The sequence below is a fragment of the Acidimicrobiales bacterium genome (assembly GCA_041394185.1).
Taxonomy (GTDB): Bacteria; Actinomycetota; Acidimicrobiia; order Acidimicrobiales; family Poriferisodalaceae; genus JAAETH01.
This window is the reverse complement of record JAWKIQ010000002.1, coordinates 622144-645818: the sequence shown is the minus strand read 5'-3', so window position 1 is coordinate 645818 and position 23675 is coordinate 622144. Positions and strand designations below refer to the sequence as shown.

General features: G+C 65.6%; 15 protein-coding genes. 5 read left to right on the top strand and 10 right to left on the bottom strand.

Annotated features, from left to right (window positions below):
- Positions 1-23: 23 nt before the first annotated feature.
- Complete coding sequence (locus R2770_10425; GenBank protein ID MEZ5280880.1) at positions 24-860, bottom strand: DNA-formamidopyrimidine glycosylase family protein; 837 nt, start codon at positions 858-860, stop codon at positions 24-26.
- A gap of 14 nt (positions 861-874) precedes the next feature.
- Positions 875-1261, bottom strand: a complete 387-nt coding sequence (locus R2770_10420; protein ID MEZ5280879.1) for an SCP2 sterol-binding domain-containing protein — start codon at positions 1259-1261, stop codon at positions 875-877.
- 23 nt (positions 1262-1284) lie between these two features.
- Here R2770_10420 and R2770_10415 point away from each other — a divergent pair, with 23 nt between their 5' ends.
- Both R2770_10415 and hemB read left to right on the top strand, forming a co-directional pair.
- A complete protein-coding gene (locus tag R2770_10415) occupies positions 1285-1986 on the top strand; it encodes a hypothetical protein (protein MEZ5280878.1) in 702 nt (233 codons plus the stop codon).
- Complete coding sequence (hemB, locus tag R2770_10410; protein MEZ5280877.1) at positions 1983-2963, top strand: porphobilinogen synthase; 981 nt, start codon at positions 1983-1985, stop codon at positions 2961-2963. The genes R2770_10415 and hemB overlap by 4 nt, the downstream gene beginning before the upstream one ends.
- 8 nt (positions 2964-2971) lie before the next feature.
- Here hemB and R2770_10405 read toward each other — a convergent pair whose 3' ends face one another.
- Positions 2972-5032: a hypothetical protein gene (locus R2770_10405; protein ID MEZ5280876.1), complete on the bottom strand. Its 2061-nt coding sequence runs from the start codon at positions 5030-5032 to the stop codon at positions 2972-2974.
- Positions 5033-5256: 224 nt separating this feature from the next.
- Here R2770_10405 and R2770_10400 point away from each other — a divergent pair, with 224 nt between their 5' ends.
- Positions 5257-5442 carry a hypothetical protein gene (locus tag R2770_10400; GenBank protein ID MEZ5280875.1) on the top strand — a complete coding sequence of 62 codons (186 nt, stop codon included), beginning with the start codon at positions 5257-5259 and terminating at the stop codon, positions 5440-5442.
- Complete coding sequence (locus tag R2770_10395) at positions 5439-5639, top strand: hypothetical protein (GenBank protein MEZ5280874.1); 201 nt, start codon at positions 5439-5441, stop codon at positions 5637-5639. The genes R2770_10400 and R2770_10395 overlap by 4 nt, the downstream gene beginning before the upstream one ends.
- Positions 5640-5800: 161 nt before the next feature.
- On the opposite strand, the gene R2770_10390 is transcribed toward R2770_10395, so the two are convergent.
- Genes R2770_10390 through R2770_10375 form a run of 4 tightly spaced genes read right to left on the bottom strand, consistent with a single transcriptional unit; the run spans position 5801 to position 10203 of the window.
- Complete coding sequence (locus tag R2770_10390; protein MEZ5280873.1) at positions 5801-7264, bottom strand: PH domain-containing protein; 1464 nt, start codon at positions 7262-7264, stop codon at positions 5801-5803.
- Positions 7261-7818 (bottom strand): PH domain-containing protein, encoded by a 558-nt coding sequence (locus tag R2770_10385; protein ID MEZ5280872.1) that lies wholly within the window; start codon positions 7816-7818, stop codon positions 7261-7263. The genes R2770_10390 and R2770_10385 overlap by 4 nt, the downstream gene beginning before the upstream one ends.
- On the bottom strand, positions 7818-8975 hold the full coding sequence (locus R2770_10380) for a zinc-binding dehydrogenase (GenBank protein ID MEZ5280871.1): 1158 nt from the start codon (positions 8973-8975) through the stop codon (positions 7818-7820). The genes R2770_10385 and R2770_10380 overlap by 1 nt, the downstream gene beginning before the upstream one ends.
- 58 nt (positions 8976-9033) lie before the next feature.
- Positions 9034-10203 (bottom strand): peptidoglycan DD-metalloendopeptidase family protein, encoded by a 1170-nt coding sequence (locus R2770_10375; protein MEZ5280870.1) that lies wholly within the window; start codon positions 10201-10203, stop codon positions 9034-9036.
- 335 nt (positions 10204-10538) lie between these two features.
- Between R2770_10375 and R2770_10370 the strand changes: the two genes are divergently transcribed.
- The gene (locus tag R2770_10370; GenBank protein ID MEZ5280869.1) at positions 10539-14441 is read left to right on the top strand and encodes an amino acid adenylation domain-containing protein; all 3903 of its coding nucleotides are present in this window, start codon (positions 10539-10541) and stop codon (positions 14439-14441) included.
- Here R2770_10370 and R2770_10365 read toward each other — a convergent pair whose 3' ends face one another.
- From R2770_10365 to R2770_10355, 3 genes are read right to left on the bottom strand one after another with little or no spacing between them, the layout of a single operon-like run.
- Complete coding sequence (locus R2770_10365) at positions 14442-21776, bottom strand: AMP-binding protein (GenBank protein ID MEZ5280868.1); 7335 nt, start codon at positions 21774-21776, stop codon at positions 14442-14444. It abuts the gene before it with no gap.
- Positions 21773-22024 carry a phosphopantetheine-binding protein gene (locus tag R2770_10360; GenBank protein MEZ5280867.1) on the bottom strand — a complete coding sequence of 84 codons (252 nt, stop codon included), beginning with the start codon at positions 22022-22024 and terminating at the stop codon, positions 21773-21775. The genes R2770_10365 and R2770_10360 overlap by 4 nt, the downstream gene beginning before the upstream one ends.
- Positions 22021-23583: an AMP-binding protein gene (locus tag R2770_10355; protein MEZ5280866.1), complete on the bottom strand. Its 1563-nt coding sequence runs from the start codon at positions 23581-23583 to the stop codon at positions 22021-22023. The genes R2770_10360 and R2770_10355 overlap by 4 nt, the downstream gene beginning before the upstream one ends.
- Positions 23584-23675 lie beyond the last annotated feature (92 nt).

The window sequence follows — 23675 nt, the reverse complement described above, 5'->3', positions numbered from 1 at the left end:
CGCCGGCGACCACGCCCCAGCCCCTATTTCAAGAACTTGCTGGTGGTGTTGTCGGCGAGGATCTTGCCGCCGGTTTGGCAGCTCGGGCAGTAGCTGACCGTGTATTTGCGGTATTCGACCGATCTGACCTCGTCGCCACACACCGGGCAGGGTTGTCCGGCACGCCCGTGTACTGCGCTGGGCCGGTCGGACGAGTTGCTCATCTCGCCGCGCGACCGGTCGTATTGCAGCCCCTCGTCGACCACGGCATGCATCGCCGCATGAATGGCTCCGGCATCGTCAGCGGTCATCTTCGAGGTGGTGGCGAACGGCGACAGTTTGGCCCGATGACAGATCTCGTTGGCCAGCCGGCGGCCCAGTCCCGAGACGATCCTCTGGTCGCGAAGCAGCCCGTGCAGCCTCATGCTGTGGGCGTTCAAGACCGTCTGCAGCTCAGATGCCGACAGCGAGGTCGCCTCGGGCCCCAGCTCGGCGATGGGTTCTTGACTGACAGCATCGCCGGTGACCACCCACACCCCGGCGCGTCGCTCGGTGCCTGGCTCGGTCAGCAACAAGGCGTCGAAGTCTTCGAACAGCCACCGGGCCTGTCCGCCGCGAGGCTTCTTGGCCATCTTGGGATCTGGTTTGAGGCGCCCGCCCTGCATGAGGTGGACGACGAAGCTGATGTCGCCGAAGTTGAGCAGCAGGTACTTGGCGTGTGATGTAACCGAGTCGAGAGGCTGGCCATAAGCGTCTTCGGGCCTGGGGCTGAACGTCTTCAGCACTGTGAAGCTGAGGGGCTTGAACCCGATCAGGCGGCGCCCTGCGTATTGCTCGCTCAGGCGTTCTGCGTGGGCTCTGATCTCGGGGATCTCGGGCACCGACGCACCTCTGCCTAGAACTCGACGCTCGAGTTGACGGCCGAAAAGGCGCTGTCGAGACGGCCGATGACGCCCTGATTGGCCGTGAGTTTGGCGACCTCGCCCTTGATCGAGATTCGTCCGGATTGGAACGCCTCCAGGGCATTGGAGCGTCCCTCGTGCACGGCAACGGCGGTTTCATAGTCCTGGGTGAAGGCGACATCGCTGGAGGAAGCGACTCCGGCCTGGACGTACACCTCGCCACGATCGAAGGTGATGAAATAGGCGACCTCGCCGAACGGTGTCCCGGTGACGACCTGCTGCAACACCAGCTCGGTGTCGGCGGCTGCCTCGGCCAGTTCGGCATCGGTCGAGACGGCAGCTCTCACCGCATCGAGCCACTCTGAACTGAGGTACTTCACGGCCCTGAGCCTACGGTGTCTCGATGGTCGTTGTGTCAGATGACGGGCTCGAGCGGCCCGACCCCAGTGCCCCGGTCGACCGTTGGTGGTTCGAGTTCTGCGACCAGGCCGCGGATGCATTCGGATGGGTCGAGTTCAGGCACTACCCCCCGCTGGGGCTGGCTCACTATTCGTGCGCGGTCACCGGATTCGACCGGTCGCTCATCGTTGCGGTCGACGACGCAATCACCATGAGGCAGCCGACCCGTTCGCTCGAGTTCCGCAATTCGGGAATGTGGGCGCACCACGTGTGCGAGGAACCGTGGGAACGATGGACGGTTGGTCTCGAGGCCTTTGGGGTCGAGCTGGATCGGCCCGACGATGCCCTGGAGGTGCATGCGAGGGGCCGGCTGGTGCCCTTGGGGCTGGACCTCGAGTGGTACGCCACCGACGCTCCCGAAGGTTCCGCACAGCGTTGCCGCGTGGTTGGAGATCTGCTGTTGGGGCCCGATGTGATCGAGATCGACTCGAGCGGCTGGCGCGGGCGATCGTGGGCTTCGCCCGGCCCACAAGTCAGGGGCGAACGCCTCAGCGACGATCCGCTGCAGCAGCCGCACGCGCCTGCGCTGACAGCATCGGTGGCAGGCGACAACCCTGGTAGGTGGACACACCGCCGCTGGGTTGTCGAGGTCGACGGCTCTTGGGGATGGTTCGAGCTGGGCGACGATCTAGCCTCGTGGGCGTGAACTTTCCGATCCGTCGCCTCCGTCGATTGCGAACCACTCCTGCGATGCGTCGCCTGGTAGCCCAGACCAGGCTGGGTGTGGACGACCTGATCGCCCCGTTGTTCGTCCGCGAGGCGATCGACACCCCGGTGCCCATCTCGTCGTTGCCCGGTGTGGTGCAACACACTCAGGAATCGCTCGTGGCCGAGGTGTCGGCCCTGCGCGATCTGGGTGTGCCTGCGATCATGCTGTTCGGTGTGCCCCTGCACAAGGATCCCGAGGGGTCGCAGGCCTGGAACCCCGACGGTGTCGTGCAGGTGGCCCTGCGCAATCTCAGGGCCCAATTCGGCGACGACGTGGTGCTGATGGCCGACCTGTGCGTCGACGAATACACCGATCACGGTCACTGCGGAATCGTCGTCGACGGCGATGTCGACAACGATCAGACGCTGGTGTTGTACCAGGCTGCCGCGGTTGCCCAGGCCAACGCCGGGGCTCACGTCGTGGCGCCCTCGGGCATGATGGATGGCCAGGTTGCCGCGATCAGGGCCGCACTGGATGGCAGCGGTCACATCAACACCGCGATTCTGGCCTACAGCGCCAAGTACGCATCGGCCGAGTATGGGCCATTTCGTGATGCCGTCGACGTTCAGATCGCGGGTGGTGGCAACCGAAAGAGCTACCAGCAAGATCCCGCCAACCGGCGTGAGTCGATGGAAGAGATCGCCTTCGACCTCGACGAGGGTGCCGACATGGTCATGGTGAAGCCAGCCCTGTCGTACCTGGACATCATCTCCGACGCCAGGCTGCGCTTCGACGTACCGCTGGCCGCCTACCACGTCTCGGGCGAGTACGCGATGTTGAAGGCCGCCGGCGCCAACGGCTGGATCGACGAGACCGCAACCATGTTCGAACACCTGACCTCGATCAAGCGAGCCGGAGCCGACATGATCTTGACCTACTGCGCCCGAGAGGTGGCTGAGATCTTGAACGGCTGAACGGCGGCCTAGAACACTCGACTGGCATCTTCGAAGAACCGTCCGAGGGCCTCGCTGGCCGGCACGTCCCGATTGGCAGGGTCGGCATAGAAGTCGGCGAGCCAGTTCCCTAGGGCGTTGCCGGCGCGCTGGTCGGGCGGCGCGAACTCCGACGCCCATCGGAACTCTCCGTGCTCCCAGCTCGACCTAGGTGCGTGCATCACCTCTTGCCACGAGTCGCCCCCGTCGGTCTGCGTCCAGCGCATGAAGTCCCGCCAGAACTCCGGCTGCCCTTCCCGGTTCATGTCGCTCCGGACCCCGGCGTAGGCGTGCGTCATGTCGATGAGTGCGCCGTTGGGTCCGATGAGCCACTTGGGCGTGACATAGGTGATCGGCGGGTCGGTCGATCTCGGATCGAGGTTCAGCGCGGACAGGATCTCCCGGTAGTACCCACCATCGGCCCCTCCGACGAATCGCTGCCAGGTCCAGGGCACCGGCATGTTGGCGTCGAGGTCGACCCCGAACTCGTCGGCGTGGAGGGCGCGAAAAACGTCCGCGGGATCGGCCTTGGGAAAGCGACGTTCGATCTCCTGGATGTACGCCACGTACTCATCGATCGGGAGGGTCCGGGTGCGGTCGGCCGGCTTGGCGTTCAGCTTGTCGCGCACCGCGTCCATCAGTTCCTCGTGCGTTCGCGGCGCCGCGGCGCGCATCTCGGTACCCGTCCCGCCGAGAGCGGGCGGGCTCGAACTCGTCACCGAAGGAGGTGGGAGATCCGTTCGCGACGGCGGAGGCAGTGGTTCGGGCACCGGGCGGGAAGGTTTCTCCTCACGAGCCAACGCCGTTCGGTCCAGGACCGAGCCGATCAGGATGCCCGCCTCGTTCGCCGAGATCAGGCCGATGGCGATGGCGATGATCATGCCGGCTATGGCCTGGGCGATCGCCTGGTCTGGTTCGATGACGGTCTCGGGCGTCGCCGTCGGATCGACCGCATCGGACCCGGCGGCTGCGGGCCCGGCCTCGCCCGAGGCGACGAACCGGTAGGTCGATCGCACCTCACACGCACCGCCGCAGTTCAGGGCCGACAGCGAGAACGACCAGGTGTCGCCGGAGCTCGGCACCGTCGCCGACAACTCGCCCGGGACGGTCCGCGGTTCGCTACACACGAACTCGTTGCTGATCACCGTCGTCTCCCAGCAGTTCGCTGCGGCGCCGACGGCCACGCCGTCCCAGCGGCCGTCGACGAGCAGGATCACGTCGAAGGCGAAGTAGTACTGCGTCTCGCGGCTACCGGTGATCTCGCCCGTCACCGTGACCGGGACGGCGAGCGTCGCGCCAGGCTCCAGTGTGGTCGGGGGCTTTGGCCACGATCCGGAGAACTGCGCCTCGGCGCCGCTGCCGTCGTCCACGCCCATCCCCTGCACCACGTGGATCGAGGTCGGACCGAGCTCGATCTGCCACGCGGGCGGTGCCTCGCCGCCCGCCGGGTTGGTCTCGGTGGCGACGAGCGACCACTGTCCCGGATCGGATGCCGCCTCGCCGCTGGTCGCGGAACCGATCGTCACCAACATCCAACCGCCGGCCAAAGTTAGCAGCACGAGGGCGGCCGGAACGGGACGACTCGCAGCCACCATCCCCTGGCGGCCGGCGATCATCCCGGCGAGCGCCCCGGCGCCGAACCACCCGACCAGCTGACCGATCTGCAGCAGCCCGGTGTGAGCCAGGACGCCTGCGAGCTGCATCACGACGACGCCGGTCGACCACGTCGCCAACCCGACCGTGGTGCGAGTGGCCACCGGCGACGCGCCTCGCCACTCGATGTGCAGCGAACGCCCTTGGAGCACGCCGAGCCCCATGCCGCTGACGAGTGCGAGGACGATCCACATCGCGCCGACCGAGGTCCCGACGGCGAACATCATCACCGCAGCACCGACGATCGCGACGACGAGCCGGGCGACGTCGAAGACGATGCGGACACGACTCGGCCGCCGAACCGCGGCGATCGCCACGACCGAGGCGGCCGCCGTCACGATCACCGACACGATGGCCACGAGCCACGCCCCGAGCGACCAGCCGAACCCGAGCATCACGGTGACCTCCCTCTTGCAGGGACGCGGTCACCCTACGGTGGTGGGTCAGCAGCCGCCAGGGCCGAACGTCGGACTCATGGCGTTCCTCGCGGTGCGCGCGAGTCAAGGGCGGCGCCCCGGCGGCCACTTCCCGACCTCGCCGCAGCGTCGGGCGCGGCGTTCGCCACCATCGTGCTCGCGCAGGCCGCGAATGCGTTCGCCTGCCGCGCTGCCCGGGACGCCGCATGGCGCATCCCGCTCCGGTCGACACGCTGAGTGGCACCTTGTCCCGCCACGCCGTGCTCACTGCGCTCGATGACGCCGTGCGCACCGACCGTCGGTCGGGGTTGGCGACGGCCGCGGTCTACTTCGATCTCGACGGGTTGAAGCTGATCAACGATCGTGATGCCATGAGGCCGGCGACCGGATGATTCACGACTTCGCGGGTGCTGCGCTCCACCACGTGCGCAGCACCGACCGTCTCGGCCGGATGGGCGGCGACGAGTTCTTGCTCGTGTGCCCGAACTCGACCATGGCCGAACGCAGCCTCGCCTGGCTCGCCCACCGAGCCGCAGCCGTCAACCTCGGCCTTACCCACCATGACGGCCGGCAACTCGCCACCAGATAGGCGGGCCGGGGCTGACAACGAGGGAACGACACCTACAGCGATCTGCCATCCAGCGCGGCCGACTCTCACCCTCGAACACCGGCTCTTCGGGCGGTCAGGACCCACCAACAACGCTACGCCCCACCCCTCACCCACGAAAGAGCGACTTGCTCAGCAGTCTCCTAGAACCAGGGTCGCCGATCGGTCAGGACCGTGTACAGGACCCGGTCTCTCAACGCTTCGGCCTGTTCCTGGGTCAGGAACGGAATCTCGACGCTGCCTTCGGCGGTTCTGAGCACGAAGGTGGCCACGCCCCTCCTTCGCTGATACAGGTTCTGCGTCACCGTCGCCCTCTGGACCCTGCGCATGGTCACCTCGGTGCGTTCGGTTGACAACACGCCTCGGCTGGTGGCCAGCCCTGTTTCGGTGAGGTCCCATCTCCACGACCGCTGCAGCGCCCTGTTGTACAGCCACAGCGGAGCGAGCGCTGCCCACGCCAGCAAGGCGAGGGGCGAGGTAGTGATCGCTGCGGCCGTCGTTCCCACCAGCACCGCCACAGCGGGCCAGCGAAACCAATACAGGGTCGCGCTCGGATCGATCGTGCGCTCCAGATCGGCCAGGCGGGCGTCGGCATCGATGGTGAGGCAGCGCAACACATCCAGTTCGCTTCTGCTGGCGCCGGGCAACCTCAGCGAGTCGCTTTCGCCCGCCGTTGGCAGCCTGATGGTTCGGTGGTCGACCAGGCGCTGCAGGAGGCTCTGATCGGTTTCCAGCTGCTGTATTCGCGTGATGGCACTGGATGCACTACGCCTGTCGAACAGCCCAGACTCGCGCCGCAGAACCCGGTCGTCTCGGCTGAGGGTGAGGTCGAACTCGGTCACGAAGGTCCAGGCGATCTGCAGAGCCACCAGCGCACCCAGAGCGACCACCAACGTCAGCGCGATCGATACGGCCAGCGACCCGACCTGAGGTAGATCACCGGGCACAGCGCTCTCGGGCCACAGGCCGAATGTGCCCAGCACGTCGTCGGCCATGCCCATCAGGGGTGCGATCAGCACCAACCCGGCCAGTGGCCGGTTGGTCAGCGCCATTACCACCAGGTCCGACGCAGAGCGCTTGGCCAGCACCTCGCGCTGTGGGGCGGCCGGCGGTGCATCGCCCGTTTCGCCAGGCGATGGCGTGGCCCGAACGACCCCCGAGCCCGCCAAACGTTGAAGTGCTTCAGCGATATCGCGCGACGTGGCCGAAACGACGATCTCGGCTTCTCCGCCCGCAGTGTCGATCTTCACCTCGACCAGGCCGATCGGCCTGTGTAGAAGCTGCTGCTCGATGTCGACGCTCTGGATCCGCGCCAGCGGCACGACCACTCGTCTGGACGACACAACTCCGCTATCGACGATGAGGGTGTCGTTCTCGACCACGAAGGTGTAGCGGTACCAAGCGACCACCGCCCACGCTGCCAGCGCGGCCACGATCAGCGGGACGACAAGCAACTCGGGCCCGGGGAGGCGCCCGGTGGCAACCAGGACGGCGGCGATTGCCAGTTGGCCCAGCCCCAGGCGGCGCAGAGCTGTGATGGCGATGAACACCGGGGCCCAAACCGATTGGCGACGCCTGCTCGACAAGATGTCGAAGTCGGCGTTCATCGTTCGCCGTTGTGGGTCTCGCCTTGATCGAGTCCGGCTCGGGCGACCACAGTCTCTTTCAACGCCTCGGCGATTTCGACCGGAAGGCCCGGAACGGCCAGCGACCCGCCTGCGCTGGTGACCGTCAGCGATGCAAGGCCCACTGCGCGGTCGAGCGGGCCGCGATCGACGCGCACGTTCTGAACCCGACCGAAGGGAACGGTCTGCACCGACACCACCAACACGCCGCGCCGCACCGAGATGTCGTGCTGGCGAAGCAGATACCCCAGCCGCCGATACCTGGCTCTCAGGTAGACGACACCCGCGATTCCAACGGCCAGCACCAGGGCCGTGGCCGATGACCCCCAGTACAGCGCTTGGCGCCCGTCGGTGTTGGACGAGGCGAACGCTGTGGCGAACACGGCCAATGCGGCGGCCAGGGCGGTGAATCCGGCCAAGGCCGCGGTCGAGATGGAGAGATGTTTCGGGCTCACCTGCTCGAAGGCGTGAGCACCGACCTGCGGAAGGCTCGAAGCATCGAGTGGGTCGTTTCCGATGAGCGATCCGTCGCCCATCAACCGATCTCGAAGGCGATTCGCACCGCTCCGCGAGCGCCGGCCGCAGCGGCGTGATCGATCGCGTCGACATAGTCGTCGAGCGCGTAGGTGGCGCTGACCAGCCGACCCAGGTCGAGCTGGCGCACCAACTCGAATGCCAGCTCATAGGTGTGCTTGCCACCGTGGCTGTGTTCGGTGCCGTAGCAGTATGAGCCGACCAGCTCGGTTTCGCGATGCCACAGTGCAGTCAGGTCGGTGCTGACCTGGGCCGGCATTCCCAGCATGACGACGCGGCCCCGAGGCCTGGTGATTCCAATTGCGTCGGTGAGCGACTCGGAGTTGCCGACAGCATCGATCACCGCGTCGGCCCCACCTGCCAGCCGGGGGCCGATGACACCACAACCCGTGATGCGCCTGACAGCGCGCGCCACCTCGTCGGGCGACACCACAACGTCGGCGCCGGCCAGCTTGGCCAAACGGTGCTGATGCGGATAGCGCGCCCCGGCCACGATGGTGCCCGTCGGTGTGTGGTGGCGCAGCCCCGCGATGGCCGCCAGCCCCATCATCCCGGCGCCGAGCACCGCGACCAGGCCACCGTCGGGGACGTCGGCCTTCAGAGCGGCGTGGATTCCGGCGGCGACGGGCTCGACCACCACGGCTGAGGCGTCGTCCAAATCGTCGGGAACATCGTGGAGTTGGCTGGTGTGTGCCACCAGCACCTCGCCCCAACCTCCACCCGTCGACTTGCACGAGCCGATCTGGATGCCAGGCTCGATGTCTCCACCGAGCAGGTGGCCATAGTCGTGGCCGTCGGCCTGGGCCGCGCCCTCGAAGGGCGGGTCGAAGCCGTGGGCTGCATGCCCGAGAACGGGTTCGATCAGCACGCGGCGTCCGTCGTCGGTTCTGCCGACCACCTCGTGCCCGAGGACGAACGGGAACGTGATGAGGGGTTCGAAGTAGCGAGACGAGTGGCCATCGATCGTGGACAGATCGCTGCCGCAGATGCCGCTGAGCGTAGGCGACACCCTCACCCAATCTGGGCTCGGAAGCTCGGGTTCTGAGATGTCTGCCAGCCTCAGCGGGCCCACCCGCGCCCCAACTCCAGGCCGAAACCGGCTGGCGGCCGCTGCTGCAACGAACCGTGCTTCCTTGCGCTCGAACAAAAGGGCTTTCATGCGCCAGCAATCATGTCATGCCACGCGTGGATCTGGCTCAAAGCGTGGGTGGAGAGTCTCAGGGCAGGTACGCCATGGGATTGACGGTGCTGCCATCGATACGGATCTCGAAGTGGAGATGTGACCCCGTCGAGTTGCCCGTGCTGCCCATGAGCCCGATCTGCTGGCCCTGACTCACCGCGGAACCCTTGCTGATCTGGCGCTGCGACATATGCCCGTAGAGGGTCACGTATCCGTTGTGATCGATCATGATCGTCTCGCCGTAGCCGCTCATCCACCCCGAATAGATGACCGTGCCGGATTGGGCGGCCCAGATGGGGTCGCCCGTGTCGCCGTCGATGTCGATGCCTGCGTGGAATCTCTGGCCGCCCGTTATGGGGTGAACGCGGTTCCCGTACGGGGATGTGACCGCGCCTCGAGATGGCCAGATGACATCTGGGTCGCCGGCGGGCTGCAACACGACCGGCGCGGTGGTGGTCGTGGTGGTCGCCGCGTCTGGGCTGTCGGCCGTCGTCGTGGTGGTCGATTCGCCGCCCGATGGCTGCTCGGCGATCGTGGTGGTCGTGGTCGACGTCGTGGTGGTGGTCGTCGATGTGGCCGCACGGGCCAGGGCTTCACGTCGGGCTATCTCGCGCTGGCTGTCGCGGATGATGGCCTGGATCTCGGACTCGGCTGCCGCCATCGCCTCGATCTCTTCCTCGAGGTGTGCGATCTCTTCTGCCAGTGCCGTTCGCAGGCGCTCTTGGGCGGCGACGTCTTCTTCCAACAGAGCGATCTGGGCCTCGTAGTCGGCCTGGCGTTCGGCTGCAGCCTGAGCAGCAGCGGAGGCTTGGGTCTCCAGCAGGTCGAGGTCGTCGGTGGCGGCACGCAACTGGTCGATGAGGTCGCGGCCGTCGAGGTCGACCTGCCTGAACAGTGCGTCGCGGCGCGCGGCCTCGGTGGGGTCGCCCGCCACCGTTTCGTTGCCTCTGGGGGCTACGTAGGCAGCGACTGCACGTTCGATGGTCATCTCGCGAAGCTCTGCAACCTCGGCCGCCAGCTCTGCGATCTCGAGATCGAGACGAGCCTGTTCGCCCTGGGCTTGCTCGACTTCGATTCGCGCCCCTTCGACGCGCAGTTCTTGAGCCGCTATCTCCTCGTTCAGGGTGGCCAACGCTTCGAGCAGCTCGGCGTCTGATGCCTCCAGCAGGTCGAGTTGTTTGGCCAGCTCGGCCTTCTCGCGTCTCACCTGCTCCTGCTGCTCGCGGGCCTCGCGGATGGTTTGTTCCGGCGCTTCTTGTGCGTCGACTAGCGGCGCAACGAACACGAGAGCCGATAGGGCGCAGATGGCGCAAGCGAAGAGAGCGGTCGGTCGGTGTCGCACGGTGGTTCAAAGATGCGGCCGGGTCTGGGCCGGCGGCGAGGCGTCATCCTAATCACATCCGTCACGCGAACGTAACGATTCTTCGGCGGTCTCACCGACGGGGCCGAGGCCGCCGGCCCGCAGACGACTTATTGCGACATTTGGTCACTGTGTGTGAGAATCGTTGTCATCGCAGAGGTCGCAATCGGGGTGCATCCGTAATGGAGAACGTGGAGGACATATACCCGCTCACCCCCGCGCAGGCAGGGATCCTGTTCCACGTCCTCAGCGCCGACGACCCCGAGCTGTATTTCGAGCAGTATCGAGCCGATGTGGTGGGTGCGGTCGACGAGGCCGTTCTGGTCTCTGCGTGGACCGACATCGTTGCCAGGCACCCGGCTCTTCGGACGTTGTTCGTCTGGGAGGGGCTCGACGATCCTGTGCAGGTCGTCAGAGCCAAGGTCGAGCCCAGGGTTCAGGTCATCGACCTCCGCGACGCCGACGATCCCGATGAGGTGCTCGACGAACTAGCGGCATCGCATCGTGCCGAGGGCATCGATCTGCGGCGAGCCCCACCGACCCACGTCGTGTTTGCCAGGTTGGCCGAGGACCGCTGGCACATGATCTGGAACTTCCACCACATCACTGTCGACGGTTGGTCGGTCGGTGTGATCGTCGACGAGTTCCTCGCACTGGCCTCGGGCGAGCAACTCGAGCATGATGCACCACCCTTTCGCCGCCACATCGAACATCTCTTGTCTCAGCCGGCCTCGCTCGATGTGTGGCGGGATCGATTTGGCGACGTCGACGAGGTTCGCAGATTTGACCTGCCCGGGGCCCGGGCCCGATCACAGGCTTCGCCCCAGCGATTCGACCGGCGTCGCATCGACGTCGAGGTCGGTGAAGGGCTGGCGGACGCCGTCAAGGAGGTTGCCCGTCGGCTCCGGATCACGCCCAACACCGTCGTTCAGGGCGCCTGGGCACTTACGGTGGCGCACCACACCGACTCGCACGACGCGATTTTTGGGGTCACGATGTCGGGCCGGTCGCCCGATGTCGACGGTGTCGACGACATGGTCGGAATGTTCTTGTCGACCCTTCCGATGCGTTCGTCGGTACCCGACACGGCATCGGTCGGTGAGTGGCTCAAGGATCTACAGAGCCAACAACTCGATCTGCTGGCGTCGCAGCATGTCTCCTTGGCCGAGGTGCAGAGGTGTACGGGCCTCGCCCCGGGCACCGAGTTGTTCGACTCGATACTGGTCTTCGAGAATTGGCCGGAACGCAACACGGACCGGCCCGTTGGCCTCGAGGGACGTCGAGCCGTCGAGCAGAGCCACTACCCCCTGACCCTGATGGTGTCGGTCGAAGACCAGATCCATGTGACGATGCTGTATGAGGGAGCCTCCATCGCCGAGCCCTCTGCCCGACGTGTCGCCCAACACTTCCTGGCAATGATCGGCGAGTTGGTCGCCGACGTCGACCGCACGCCCGCTTCGATCGAGCCGACCACCGCAGCCAGCAGACGTAGACAGCTCGAAGAATGGAATAGCACCTCTGTCGACGAGGGCGACTCGTCGATCATCGAACTGTGGGCCGAGGTCGTGGCGACCAACGGTGATGCTGTGGCGCTGATCGACGGTGACCGCCAGGTCACCGTGTCCGAACTCGACGAACTGGCTCGAAGGGTGGCGTCGGGGCTTAGCGCTCGAGGTTTGAAGCCCGGCATGCCCATCGGCTTTTGCATGCGTCGCGGCATCGACGCCATAGCTGGCTTGTTGGGCGTGGTGTTGGTGGGAGGTGTTTACGTTCCACTCGATCCGACCTATCCCCAAGGTCGTCTGGATCTGATCGTCGACGACAGTCGAGTCGACATGGCAATCGTCCACGCCGAGACGCGAGGCCTGCTTTCAGGTGTTGTCGAGCTCGACATGGCCGACCTCGCATTGGCCGACCCGTTGGCCGAGTCTGCCGACCTGGCGCCGACGAGTCCGCTCTACATCACCTACACCTCGGGCTCGACGGGAATGCCGAAGGGCGTGGTCGGACACCATCTTGGCGTCTTGTCGCGCTGTCGGTGGCAGTGGGAGGCCTACCCGATAGCGCCAGGCGAGCGGCTGCTGCAGAAGGTCACGTTCAACTTTGCCGATCACCTCTGGGAGCTGTGGGGTGCGCTGCTGAGCGCAACTCCCTTGGTGCTCGTATCCGAGGAAGCAGCGCGCGATGCCCACGCCCTGCTGGACCTGGTTTCGCGCCATTCGATCAGACGACTTGTGTTGACACCATCGTTCGTCGAGACGATGGTCGACAGTATTGCGGACCTGGCCGAGCGTCTTGCCAGCCTCGAAACACTGACGCTCAGCGGCGAAGGAGTTCCCACCGAACTCGTCGAGAGGTTGCGCGCCGCGGTGCCTCACGTCGTTCCGCTCAACTTCTACGGAATGTCCGAGGTCACCATCGACGCAGCCACCCACGACGGCCGCGAAGAGGTGGCGGCATCATCGTTCCCCATCGGCCGTCCGATCAGAAATCAGCGGGTGTACGTACTCGACCGGTTGGGTCGGTTGGCCCCGGACGGAGTAATCGGGAGGATCCACGTGTCGGGCGTGGGGCTCAGCCTCGGTTACTGGGGCCGCCCCGATCTGACAGCTGAGAAGTTCTTCCCGCATCCAGTCGCCGGCGGCGACCTCGTGTACGACACCGGAGACCTCGGGCGGTGGCTGCCCGAAGGTGTTCTCGAGTTTCACGGCCGCTCTGACGACCAGGTCAAGATTCGTGGCAACCGGGTTGAGTTGGGTGATGTGGAGGCGACATTGGCTGCAGTCGATGGCGTGGCGGCCATCGTGGCAACGACGGTTGAGAGGTCGAATATCGCCGACCGGGTGCTGGTGGCCTTTGTTAGGCCGGCCGAAGGATACGACCCCAATTCGGTCGTTGCCGCTGTTCGAGACCACGCGCTGAAGGTGCTTCCGAGCTACATGGTGCCCGGTTCGATCCATCCGATCGAGACAATCCCAGTAACGCCCAACGGCAAGACCGACCGCAATGCGCTCAGCGCCCGCTGGGACTCGATAGTGCCCTCGACTCCCGACGACGAGGCCCCGGCCGACGACGACGAACAACGCATGGTCGAGGCCTGGGCGACCGTCCTCGATGTCGCGGTGGGCCCGAACTCGGACTTCTTCGACTGTGGCGGTCACTCGCTGCTTGCGCTGCGGCTGAGCTCACGACTTGCAGCCGAGTTTGGCTCTGAGATCACCCTTCGCTCGCTGCTCGAGAACCCAACTCCGCGCCTGTTGTTGGGTCACATGCGCAGCGCGTCCGAGCAGCCCAAGGCTCTTCACGTGGTGGCGATGGGAGGCCAGGAACTCGCCAGACCGCCCTTCTTCTGCGTCCATGGCGCAGGAGGGAACATCATGCGTTTCACGGGCATCGCTCGTGACATCTCGAGGTCGCGTCCCTTTTACGGGGTGCAGGCACTTGGGGCCGACGGCACCCAGAAGCCCCACGAATCACTTGCAGAGATGGCCGAGTCATATGTGTCCGAACTGGAGGCTGCGGCGCCAACGGGACCGGTGATCGTTGGCGGGTATTCGGCTGGTGGCGCTATCGCGTACGAGATGGCGCGACTGCTGGAAGGCCGCGGACGTCGACTGTTGGGTGTTGTGCTGATCGACACCTATCACCCACAGGTAGGCCCTCGGTCGAAGAACACCAGGGAGCGTCTCGGTGATCTCGTGGCGGCCGGGCCCGTGGGCGCAATAGAGAAGATTCGCGAACACCGCCGCTGGACACAACGCCGGGAGGAATGGAGTCAGGCCCGGGAGACGGCAGGCGAAGCAGTGCCAGAGACGCTTCGGTTTGCGCGTCTTACCGAAGCGATACGAACGGCTTACAGGGACTATGTACCTGCGCCGATCCCGGTGCCGCTGGTCGTCATAGGCGCCACTTCAGTGCCTAGGAATCTCGCTCACGCGTCGAACTTCAGGGGGTGGGAGTCGGTCAGCGACCAGATCGAGTTGCTGGAGGTCGCCGGCGACCACCACAACTTGTTGTCGGGCAGTCTCGCCGGCGAAACGGCGGCTGTCATCGAACAAGCCCTGCGCCAACTCGAACAGCGCTGATCAGTCGAGCCCGTCGAGTAGAGCGCCAAGCCTGGTCAACTGCTGTTCGTTCAACCCTGACAGCGCAAACCTCTGCTGGAGGCTGTCGGCATTGTGGCTGCCGCGGTCGGACTGCGCCTCCAGCGTGGCCACCAAACGGTCGATCAGGGCAATCGCTTGGGCGTCGGGCAGATCTGAGGGGGCGTAGTCAAAGAACAACTCGACCTGGTCGGCACCGGTGCGGATCAGGATCCCGAGAAGGTGGGTCCTGCGGTTCTTGTCGCCAACGATCGCAAACGGTCCCTCGACCAGCTCGATGACTCGTCCGGTGCCGGTTGGGCCAGGCACCGAACCCAACTGGTTGATGCGCACGACGTCATCGGGGCCGGTGTCGCCGTGTTGGATCGCCCGGCGGGCGCTGACCAGGTCGGTTGCGCCGAGACCTTCCAGGCACGAACGAACCTCGGCCAATGCAAGCTCGGGGTCATCGGTGGCCGTTGCGTGGATGGTCTCGGTGGTCGTGAACCACCCGACGGTGCGAGTCAAGTCCAGCGGTCTCGACGCTTCGCGGCCGTGTCGTTCGAAAGTCACCGCCAGCCGACCGTCGTGGATGAGAGGGCTGTCCGAAGCCTTGGCGGCAGCGACGGCAGCACCGGCAACCGTGTCGGCAATGCTCCTGGGTTCGGACAGCATGCGCTGGGCGGCCTGGGGCGACAACTGGCGCGACACGTGCACGGTCTCGTGTTCAAGGGCTGTCGGACGTGTGCTTACCTGCGGGCCCGATGCGGCTACGGGGGGCATGTCTCTCAGCCGCTCGACCCAGCTCTGGGTGGATGTGTGGCGCATCGGAGGGCTGTCGCTGGTGGGCTCTCGGCGCGATGACAAGAACCACTCGAGGTCCTCGGTCAATATTGCCCACGACACGGCATCGACAACCAGGTGGTGAGCGTTGATCACCACTCGTCTGGATGGCTCGGTCCCGATCAAGCCGGCGGCGAGCAGACGTCCCGTGCCGATATCGAGCCAGTCGGTCGTGGCGGTCTTTGCGCTTTCGTCGTCGGGCCAGATCCCGATCAGAGGTGGGCCGAGCGGTGATGGGTGGATCGTCTGGGTCGGGCCCGACTCACCGACCTCGAACGTCGCTCGCAGCGATTCGTGCCGGTTGACGAGCCAACCGATGGCGGCCTCGAGTTCTTGTGTGTCGATCGCAGCGGCCAGGTTCAGCACTATCCCCTGCGACCATCGATCGGGTTCCGCGAATCCTCGCTCGAAGAACCAGCGCTGTATCGGAAGCAGGTCGGTGTGACCGCTCAATGGTGGGTCACCGACAGAACTCTGCTCGACCTCGGCCGCCAGGGAGCGCACTGTCGCGTGTTCGAAGATCGTTCGCGGCGAGAACGTGAGCCCATGCTTCGACAGAGCAGCGGCAATCCTGATGGCAACGATCGAGTCACCGCCCAGGTCGAAGAAGTCGTCGTCGGGGCCGATTGTCTCGATCCCCAGGGCACTGCGCCAGGCATCCAAGAGGTGCGCTTCGACCTCGTTCGTAGCGCCATCGCGATCGTGTTGGGGGACGTTGGGCTCGCTCTCCTCAGAGCGCCTCTGGTGGTCCAGGTCGGCCAGTGCTTTACGGTCGAGCTTGCCGTTCGGTCGTCGGGGCAGCCGGTCGATCCGGTCGATGCGCGATGGGACCATCGCCGGCGGCAGCGAAGCCTTCAAAGACTCCCGCAGAGCTGGTGCGTCGACGGTTCCTTCGACGAAGACCACCAACTGTTGGGTGCCGTTGGCAGCGGCTGCAACCGTCGCAGCCGCTGGTGCGCCGGCTCGTTCGGTGACCAGCGCGTCGACAGCCGCGAGTTCTATTCGGTGGCCTCTGACCTTTACCTGGTCGTCCACCCGTCCAAGGAATCGAAACCCTCCCGAGGCGTGGACATCGACCAGGTCACCGGTGCGGTACCAACGGGTCGACTCGAACTCGACAAAGCTCTCGGCGGAGAGCTCGGGCCTACCCAGGTAGCCATCGGCGACGCCGGGGCCCGAGATCAGGAGCTCGCCGGGCACGCCGACAGGACGCTTGACCGGCCCGGGGCCTACGACGATCGACCGGCTACCCGGTGCCACCTGGCCTATCGGCACCGGGTCCGATTCGTCGCCCTGGGTGATCAAGCGGTGCGACCAGACGGTGCCTTCGGTCGGCCCGTACTCGTTCGCCAGCAAGCAGCCTGGCAAAGAGCTGTGGTGCAGCCGCACCAGCGCAGCGCTGCACGCCTCACCGGCGACGATGACGACCTTCAGCGAGCCGAGCCGGCTCGCGCCGGCGGTACGCAGCACGATCTCCCAGAGGGTCGGCAACATCAGTGTGTGGGTGATCCGGTGCTGCTCGATCAGGTCGATGATGTGTGCCACGTCGTCGCTGCGGCCGTCTTGTGGCAGTACCACGGTGCCCCCGAACGACAGCGGCCACCACAGCCCGACCATCGACGAGTCGAAGGCCATCGACGAGATCATGAGGAACCGCTCGGGACTCTGGGGGTAGCTGAGCGACCTGGCCATCGTCGAGTAAGCGATGTGCGATTGGCGTATCAGAACACCCTTGGGCAGACCTGTCGATCCGCTCGTGTGGATCACGTAGGCCGGATCGGCCGGACCTATCGTGCGCTCGATCGGCGAGAACCCTGACGTCAGGGCCGAGCGAATGTCGATGATCTCCGTGCCCAGAGCCCGGTAGGCATCGGCGGCGTTGCCTGTGGGGTGTCCGTCTACCAGCACCGCGCGGCTTTCGCTGTCTTTGAGCACCTGCACCAGATAGTCGGCCGGGTAGGCGGGGTCGATGGGTTGGTAGGCGCCTTGGGCCAGCTGAATGCCCAACATCGCCATAACTGTGGCCGAGCTGCGCCTGGCCTCGACCGCCACCGTCGACGATGACAAGCCCGTGGCGTCCAGATAGCCCGCCAGTCTCTGAGCGCCCTGCCAGAGGTCGGGCCACGACAACCTGCCGCCGGCATCGATGACAGAGGTCGCTGTGGTCGTGGCAGCCGCCTTGGCCAGTATCTCTACGAGCGATGTAGCCGCGGGCTCTTCGAGCAGGCTTGCGGGTGGCACATCCGAGGGCAACGGAACGCTCAGGTGCGACAGCGGGCCGAGGTTCACGATGCTTTCGGCGAAGGCTGCCACATCGTCGAGCAGGAGCAGTGCGTTCGATTCGCTCAGCTTCGAGCCGCGGTACTCGAGGAGCAGCTCTATCAATCCATCGGTCACCTGGACGAACAGGGTTGCGTCGGCGACGGTTTGGCCAGACCACCTGACCTCTGGCCGGGCTCGATGGCCGCCGAGTTCTACCGAGTTCAGCCGTTCGAGGACGAACAGATTGGACAGTTCCAGCTCTCGTGAGGTCCGACGCCTCAGCTCCGAGACGATCGAGGCCAGCGGGACGGTTCTGTCGGCCAGGGCCGCCGTGGTTGATGCCTTCAGGCGCGAGACGACCTCGGACATCGAGGTCGTCTCGTCCCCGGTGTCGATCATCATCGGCAGCGTGTTCAGGTGGTAACCGACTAGATCGTCCATCGCCTGGTGGGTGCGTACCGATGTGACGACTCCGGTGAGGATCTCGTTTCCATCGGAGCGGCGGCGCAGTGCCATCACCCAGGCGGCCAAGAGGGTCGTGAAGGTGCTCAGGCCCGTGCCCAGCTGGTGCTCGCTCAGCCCCAGAACTCTGCGCGCGAGCCCGTCGGCCCCGTCGTGACGGCCGAGGTCGATCTCCGCAGGTGAGGGCTGCAGGCGCTCGATCCAACGGTCGAGGGCGGCGTCAGACAACCGACCTATCTGCCAGGAGAAGACGTCGGCGTTGTCGGGCGCGTCATCGCCGGCGCGCAACGGGCCGCCGCGGTACCTGTCGTCGATCTGATGCCACAGCACATCGAAGGTGCCCGCATCGATCGTGACATGGTGCGTGGCGATACTGACCGCCGTTGTTCCATCGTCGAGATGCCTTGCCGTCAATCGCAGCATCGGCCCGTTGTCCAGATCGAACGGACGTCGCTGGGCTCGTTGGGCCAGCTGGTCGAAATCCTCTTTGCTGGTGGTTGCCTGTTCGATGTCGACCTCGACGATCGACGAGGGTTTCAGCTTTCGGCGCGGCGCGGAGTAGGTCCAGGTAAAGGGAGCGTGACGAGCCGCAACCTCTTCGACCGACCTGGCCAGTTGTGCCAGGTCGATCGCTTGGGGCTGACTTGTCTCGATGTGGTAGTCGCGCGCGACGTTGTATCGAACGTTTCGCGGGTCGGCTGCCTGTTCGAACAGGATCGCGGCCTCGCCTGGCGTCAACTCGGGAGCGGTCGCGTCAGATCTCTTGACCGGGCCCTCGATATCGGTGCGCTCTCCTATCAGGGATGCGAGGTCGCGAGGTGTTGTGGCCTTGAACACCCACTCGTCGCTCGTCTCGAATCCGCCTGAGCGAAGGCGGGCAGCGAGGCGGAGCGCCCCCAGCGAGTCGCCTCCGAGCTCGAAGAAGTCGTCATCGATCGAGACCCCGGACATGCCGAGCAGTTGCTCGTAGAGCTCGACCACCAGCGCCTCTGATTGCGAACGGGGCTCGGCTCGGCCAGCACGAGGTCTGTCGGCTCTGTCTGGCGGTCTGAGACGCTCGTGGTCCAGCTTGCCGTTGGGGGTCAGTGGGAGAGATTCGATCTCGACGTAGGCCGACGGGACCGCCGCCGACGGCAGCATCGTGGTGGCAGCCCGGCGCAGAACAGCGATGTCAAGGTGTGCGCCGATCTCGGGAACCACCCACGCGACGAGCATCGGGCGAACGTCTTGTTCGTCGGGGGGTGACCACAAGCGCACGGCCACCGCGCTCACGCCTGGTTGCTTTGCTATGGCGGCTTCGATCTCGGCCGGCTCGAGGCGGATACCTCCCACCTTGATCTGATCGTCCGCTCGCCCGACGAACACCGCGGTTCGCTCGTCGACCAGTCGAACCAGATCGCCGGTTCGATACCAGCGTCGCCCTTCCAGGTCGACGAAGCGCCCAGCGTCGTCGCGGCGATCGAGGTAGCCGGGCGTTATCCCGCGGTGGCTGACGAGCAGCTGTCCGGTGGCGCCGACGGGAACGGGTCTGTCGGAATCATCGACGATGCGAAGTGAAGTTCCCGGATGAGGCGTGCCTATCGGGACGTCGGGTCCGGTAGCGAAAGGTTCGGCCTCGTGGATCATGCAGCCGACTACGCACTCTGTGGGTCCGTACTCGTTGAACTGCCTTACTTCGTTGCCGAACACCTCGCGGATCGCCTCTGCCAGCTTGGAGGTGAAGCGCTCGCCGCCCACAACGATGGTCTCGAGGCGGCACCTGGGCTCCAAGCGTCGAAGAACATCCAGGTGTGTAGGGGTTGCCTTGATCCAGGTCAGCTCGGTCATCTGGCTGATGGATCTGAGCCCGTCGACCCCATCTTCGGTTATCGGAACGATCTTGCCCCCAACCAGCAATGGGGCGAACATCGTTGTAACGGTCAGGTCGAAAGTCAGGGCAGAAAACAGTGGGGCAACAACTGGCTTGGTGCCCTCGAAGTAGAGCTCGGTGGCGTTGTTGATGTAGTCGGCCAGGCCGCGATGCGAGATCGGCACCCCCTTGGGCGTGCCGGTCGAGCCGGAGGTGAACAGCAGGTACGCCTCGTCCTCAGGGCGCGCCCGGTCGAGTCGTTCGAGGGTTCGCGGGTCGGGCGCTGGAGCCCTCTTCAGTGTTCCCAGCATCTCTGGGTCGATCGAGAGCACCGACCCAGATCGCTCGATCAGCGACCGCCTTCGTTGCGGCGGTGCCGACGGATCGACCGGCACGTACGAGGCCCCCGCCCTCAAAACAGCGAGCACCGCAATCACCGCCGTGGTGGACCGCGGCAATTCGATCGCGACTCGCGAGCCGGGGGTTACCCCCATTTCGTGCAGCGCCAAGGCCCATCGCCCCGCTGTGTTCCATAGCTCTTGGCCGGTGAGCGCAGCTTGTGTGTCGTCGACGGCCACCGTGTGGCGCTCGGCGAGGGCGTCGCGCAGGCGGCCGAGCAACAGGTCGTCGCTACGAAGTGCCGTCCCGGTGCCCCAGCGGCGTTGGGCGGCCATCTCGGCGTCCGTGCACAGGTTCAGTTGTGCAGCAGCGGTGCGGTCGTCGTCCAATAGGGCACGGGTCAGCGTCAGCACATGTGAGGCGACCGATCGAGGGTCAGGTGGCGCTACCGACCGAGCGATGTCGGCAATGAACTGACCTTCGGGCGACCCGTATGGCGTCAGTTGAAGCTGCAGCAGGTTCCGAGCATCGATCGAGCCGTTGTGAATCCACTCGACGGACACCTTGCGCGAACCGAACGCTGGGAACGCGGCGTGCGAGATGACGTTGACCAGCGCATCGACGTCGGCGGGTGGCGTGCGGCCCGGGGCCGAATGAGCGAGGGCGTCGAACACGATGGCTGCCACGCCGTCGTGGATCGAGCGCATCGGCAGGGTGAGGTCGGGCTCCACGGTTATCGGCACAACCTCGAGCACCGGTCCGATCACCGACTTCGCGACCTTGCCCCGACGGTGATGCACCGGAATGCCGACCGACACCTTTGTCTCACCGCTGAGTCGGGCCATCAATACGGCAGCGACGGTTGTCATCACTGTGGTCCAGCCGAGCTGTTCGGACAGGCTCGTCAGCCCTTCGGGCAGCCGCAGTTCGCTTGCGTCGGCGACGACGACCCGATGCGCCGGTGATGTCGTGCCTGTCTCTGCCCCCGATCCGTAGAGGTTGGTCAGCGGCGGGGGAGTCGGGTTCGCCTGCCAGTACAGCGCCGCGCGCTCGTGTCTGGTCGATGTGCCCACCGCCTGGTCGCTGATCCACTGGTGGTAGTCGGCCCGAGGACGGACCTCGCCGCCTTCGTAGATCTCAGCGGTTGCCTCGAAGACCAGCGCCGAAGAGGTGGCATCGGTCGCGAGGTGGTGGAGGTTCAGGTACCAGCTGGCAGAGCCGTCGGGGTGGGTGAAGATGGCACTGTCGTACAGGCACTCCTCGGGCCTCAGAGCAACACGTGCGCGGGTCGCGCACCAGCTGAGAGCTTCATCTCTGGTCGCTGTTGCGATGCGAGAAGTGGGCGCCTCTCCCCGTCTTTGCGTCCAGACGGCGCCGTCGGGGCCTTCGACGAGAACGTCGCTCAACACCCTCGTGCGGGCGACCAGCTCGTCGAAGGCATCCGCCAGCCTGGCTGCGACGACTGGCCCGTCGATGTGGGCGAGCAGGGCCATGTTGTGCGCGGCCGAGTCGGGACGGCGCCGCTGGCCCGCCAACATGGCTCGCTGTACCGGCGAAAGAGGGATGCCGGTTCGCGAGCTCACCGTTGGAGTCGCGTGGCGAGGTCGACCATACGAGCCACGGTCCCGAAGTTGTCCACGGTCACCTCCGAGGGCGGTACCTCGACGCCCAGTCGATCGCTCAACCAGTCGACGATTTGAACCACCCCGAGCGAGTCGAGGGCTTCTGTCTCCAGCAGGTCGGTATCAGAAGCGACCTCGACGTCGGGATCCAGCGACAGTTCGTCGTTGATGAGGGCGCAGAGTTCTGCTTGGAGCTGGAGAGGTGTCATGTTCGTTTCGTTTCGTTTCGCATCGCCGCCAGATCCGCTCGAATCTTCTTGCGATCCGTCTTGCCGCTGGACGTCTTTGGCATGTCGGCGGAACCGGTGATCATCCAAGATGTGGGAATGGCGGGCGGGGTCAACAAAGACGTTGCGTGTTTGCGCAGGTCCGATAGCTGCACAGGGGCTGAACACCCCACGGCCGCCAGCAGCTCTGTCGGCGAATCGGCCGGGTGAGGCGCCACGACCACCGTCGCAACCCCAGGGAATGACTCCAGAGTGGATTCGATCGCATCGAGTTCGAGCCTCACGCCTCTGATCTTCACCTGGTTGTCGACCCGGCCCTCGAACACGACCCCGTGTTCGGTAGTGCGCACCAGGTCGCCTGTGCGATACCAGACCCTTCCAGCGTCGTCTGTCTGGGTCCGGTCTCGGGTCAGGTCGGGCCGGGCGAGATAGCCGTCCATCATCGTGTCTGCGCTCAGCCACAGCTCACCGACGGATGTGTTGGTGGTCTGCATCGTCTGCACGTCGCGGATGTCAAACAACGCCCCCGGCCAAGGTTCACCTATGGGAATGGCGTCTAGTCGTGCGTGCTCGGGGGCGACGTCCAGCACCGACACGACGTTCGTTTCGGCCGGGCCGTAGGCATTCTGGATATCGACCTCGGGCAGGATCTGCATCAACCTCGCCACCGTAGAAGGCGGGCACGGCTCGCCGGCGTAGGCGATCAAGCGTAGGGAGGGTACGTCGGCGGCGGAGAGAGCGCCTTGGTCGAGCAGCGCCCGCAACAGCGTTGGTACCAGGTACCAGACCGTGCAGCCGTGGCGTCTGCTGTGGTCGATGACGCTGGCCGGAAACCGCAGAACCTTGTCCGGCACCGGCGCTATGCAACACATTGCCAGCGGAGCCGCGTACAGCTCGAGGGTCGACATGTCGAAATGCAGCGGTGCGATGCCGGCGATGGTGTCGCCGTCCCCGAGCGAGTGTGCAACCACCGCCGCGTCGGCGTAGGCCCGTGCGCTTCTGTGGGTGTGCACGATGCCCTTCGGGACGCCGGTCGAGCCCGACGTGAAGATGATGTAGGCCTCGTCGCTGGGCCTCGCTCTGTGCGGGAGCCGATGCGCTGTGGTCTCGCCGGCCGTGTCGATCGTCAGCTCCGCGTCGTCGCTTCCGAACTCGGGTGCAGCGACACACCTTGGGGAGGGCGCGACACGGTCGAGTTTTTGCAGCACCTTGGCACTGGCGACGACGGTCGATGCCTGGCTGGCCCTCACGATGTCCGCGACATGTGACGCAGGCGAGCGGGGGTCGACGGGCACAACGGACGCGCCGAGGTCCAGAAGTGCATGGATGGTCAGGTGTGATTCGATGGTCTTCGGTGAAGCCAAGACCACGCGGTCGCCGGGCGAGACACCCGCGGCGCAGAGTTGGGCGGCGAGGCTGGTCGCGGCCCGATTCGCTTGTTCCCACGTCAGATCGACGCCTTGTGCTGTGTAGGCGGCGCCAGCTGGCATCTTGTCAGCCGCGCGCCTCAGCAGGCCTGCAATGGTGCCGTGTTCCGCCACAGGAACAAGTGTCGCACGAAGAGTGGCCAAATGCACGCGCTTGGTGGGTTCATTGCCACGATGGGTGATATCGGGTTAGTCTGAGCTTTCCA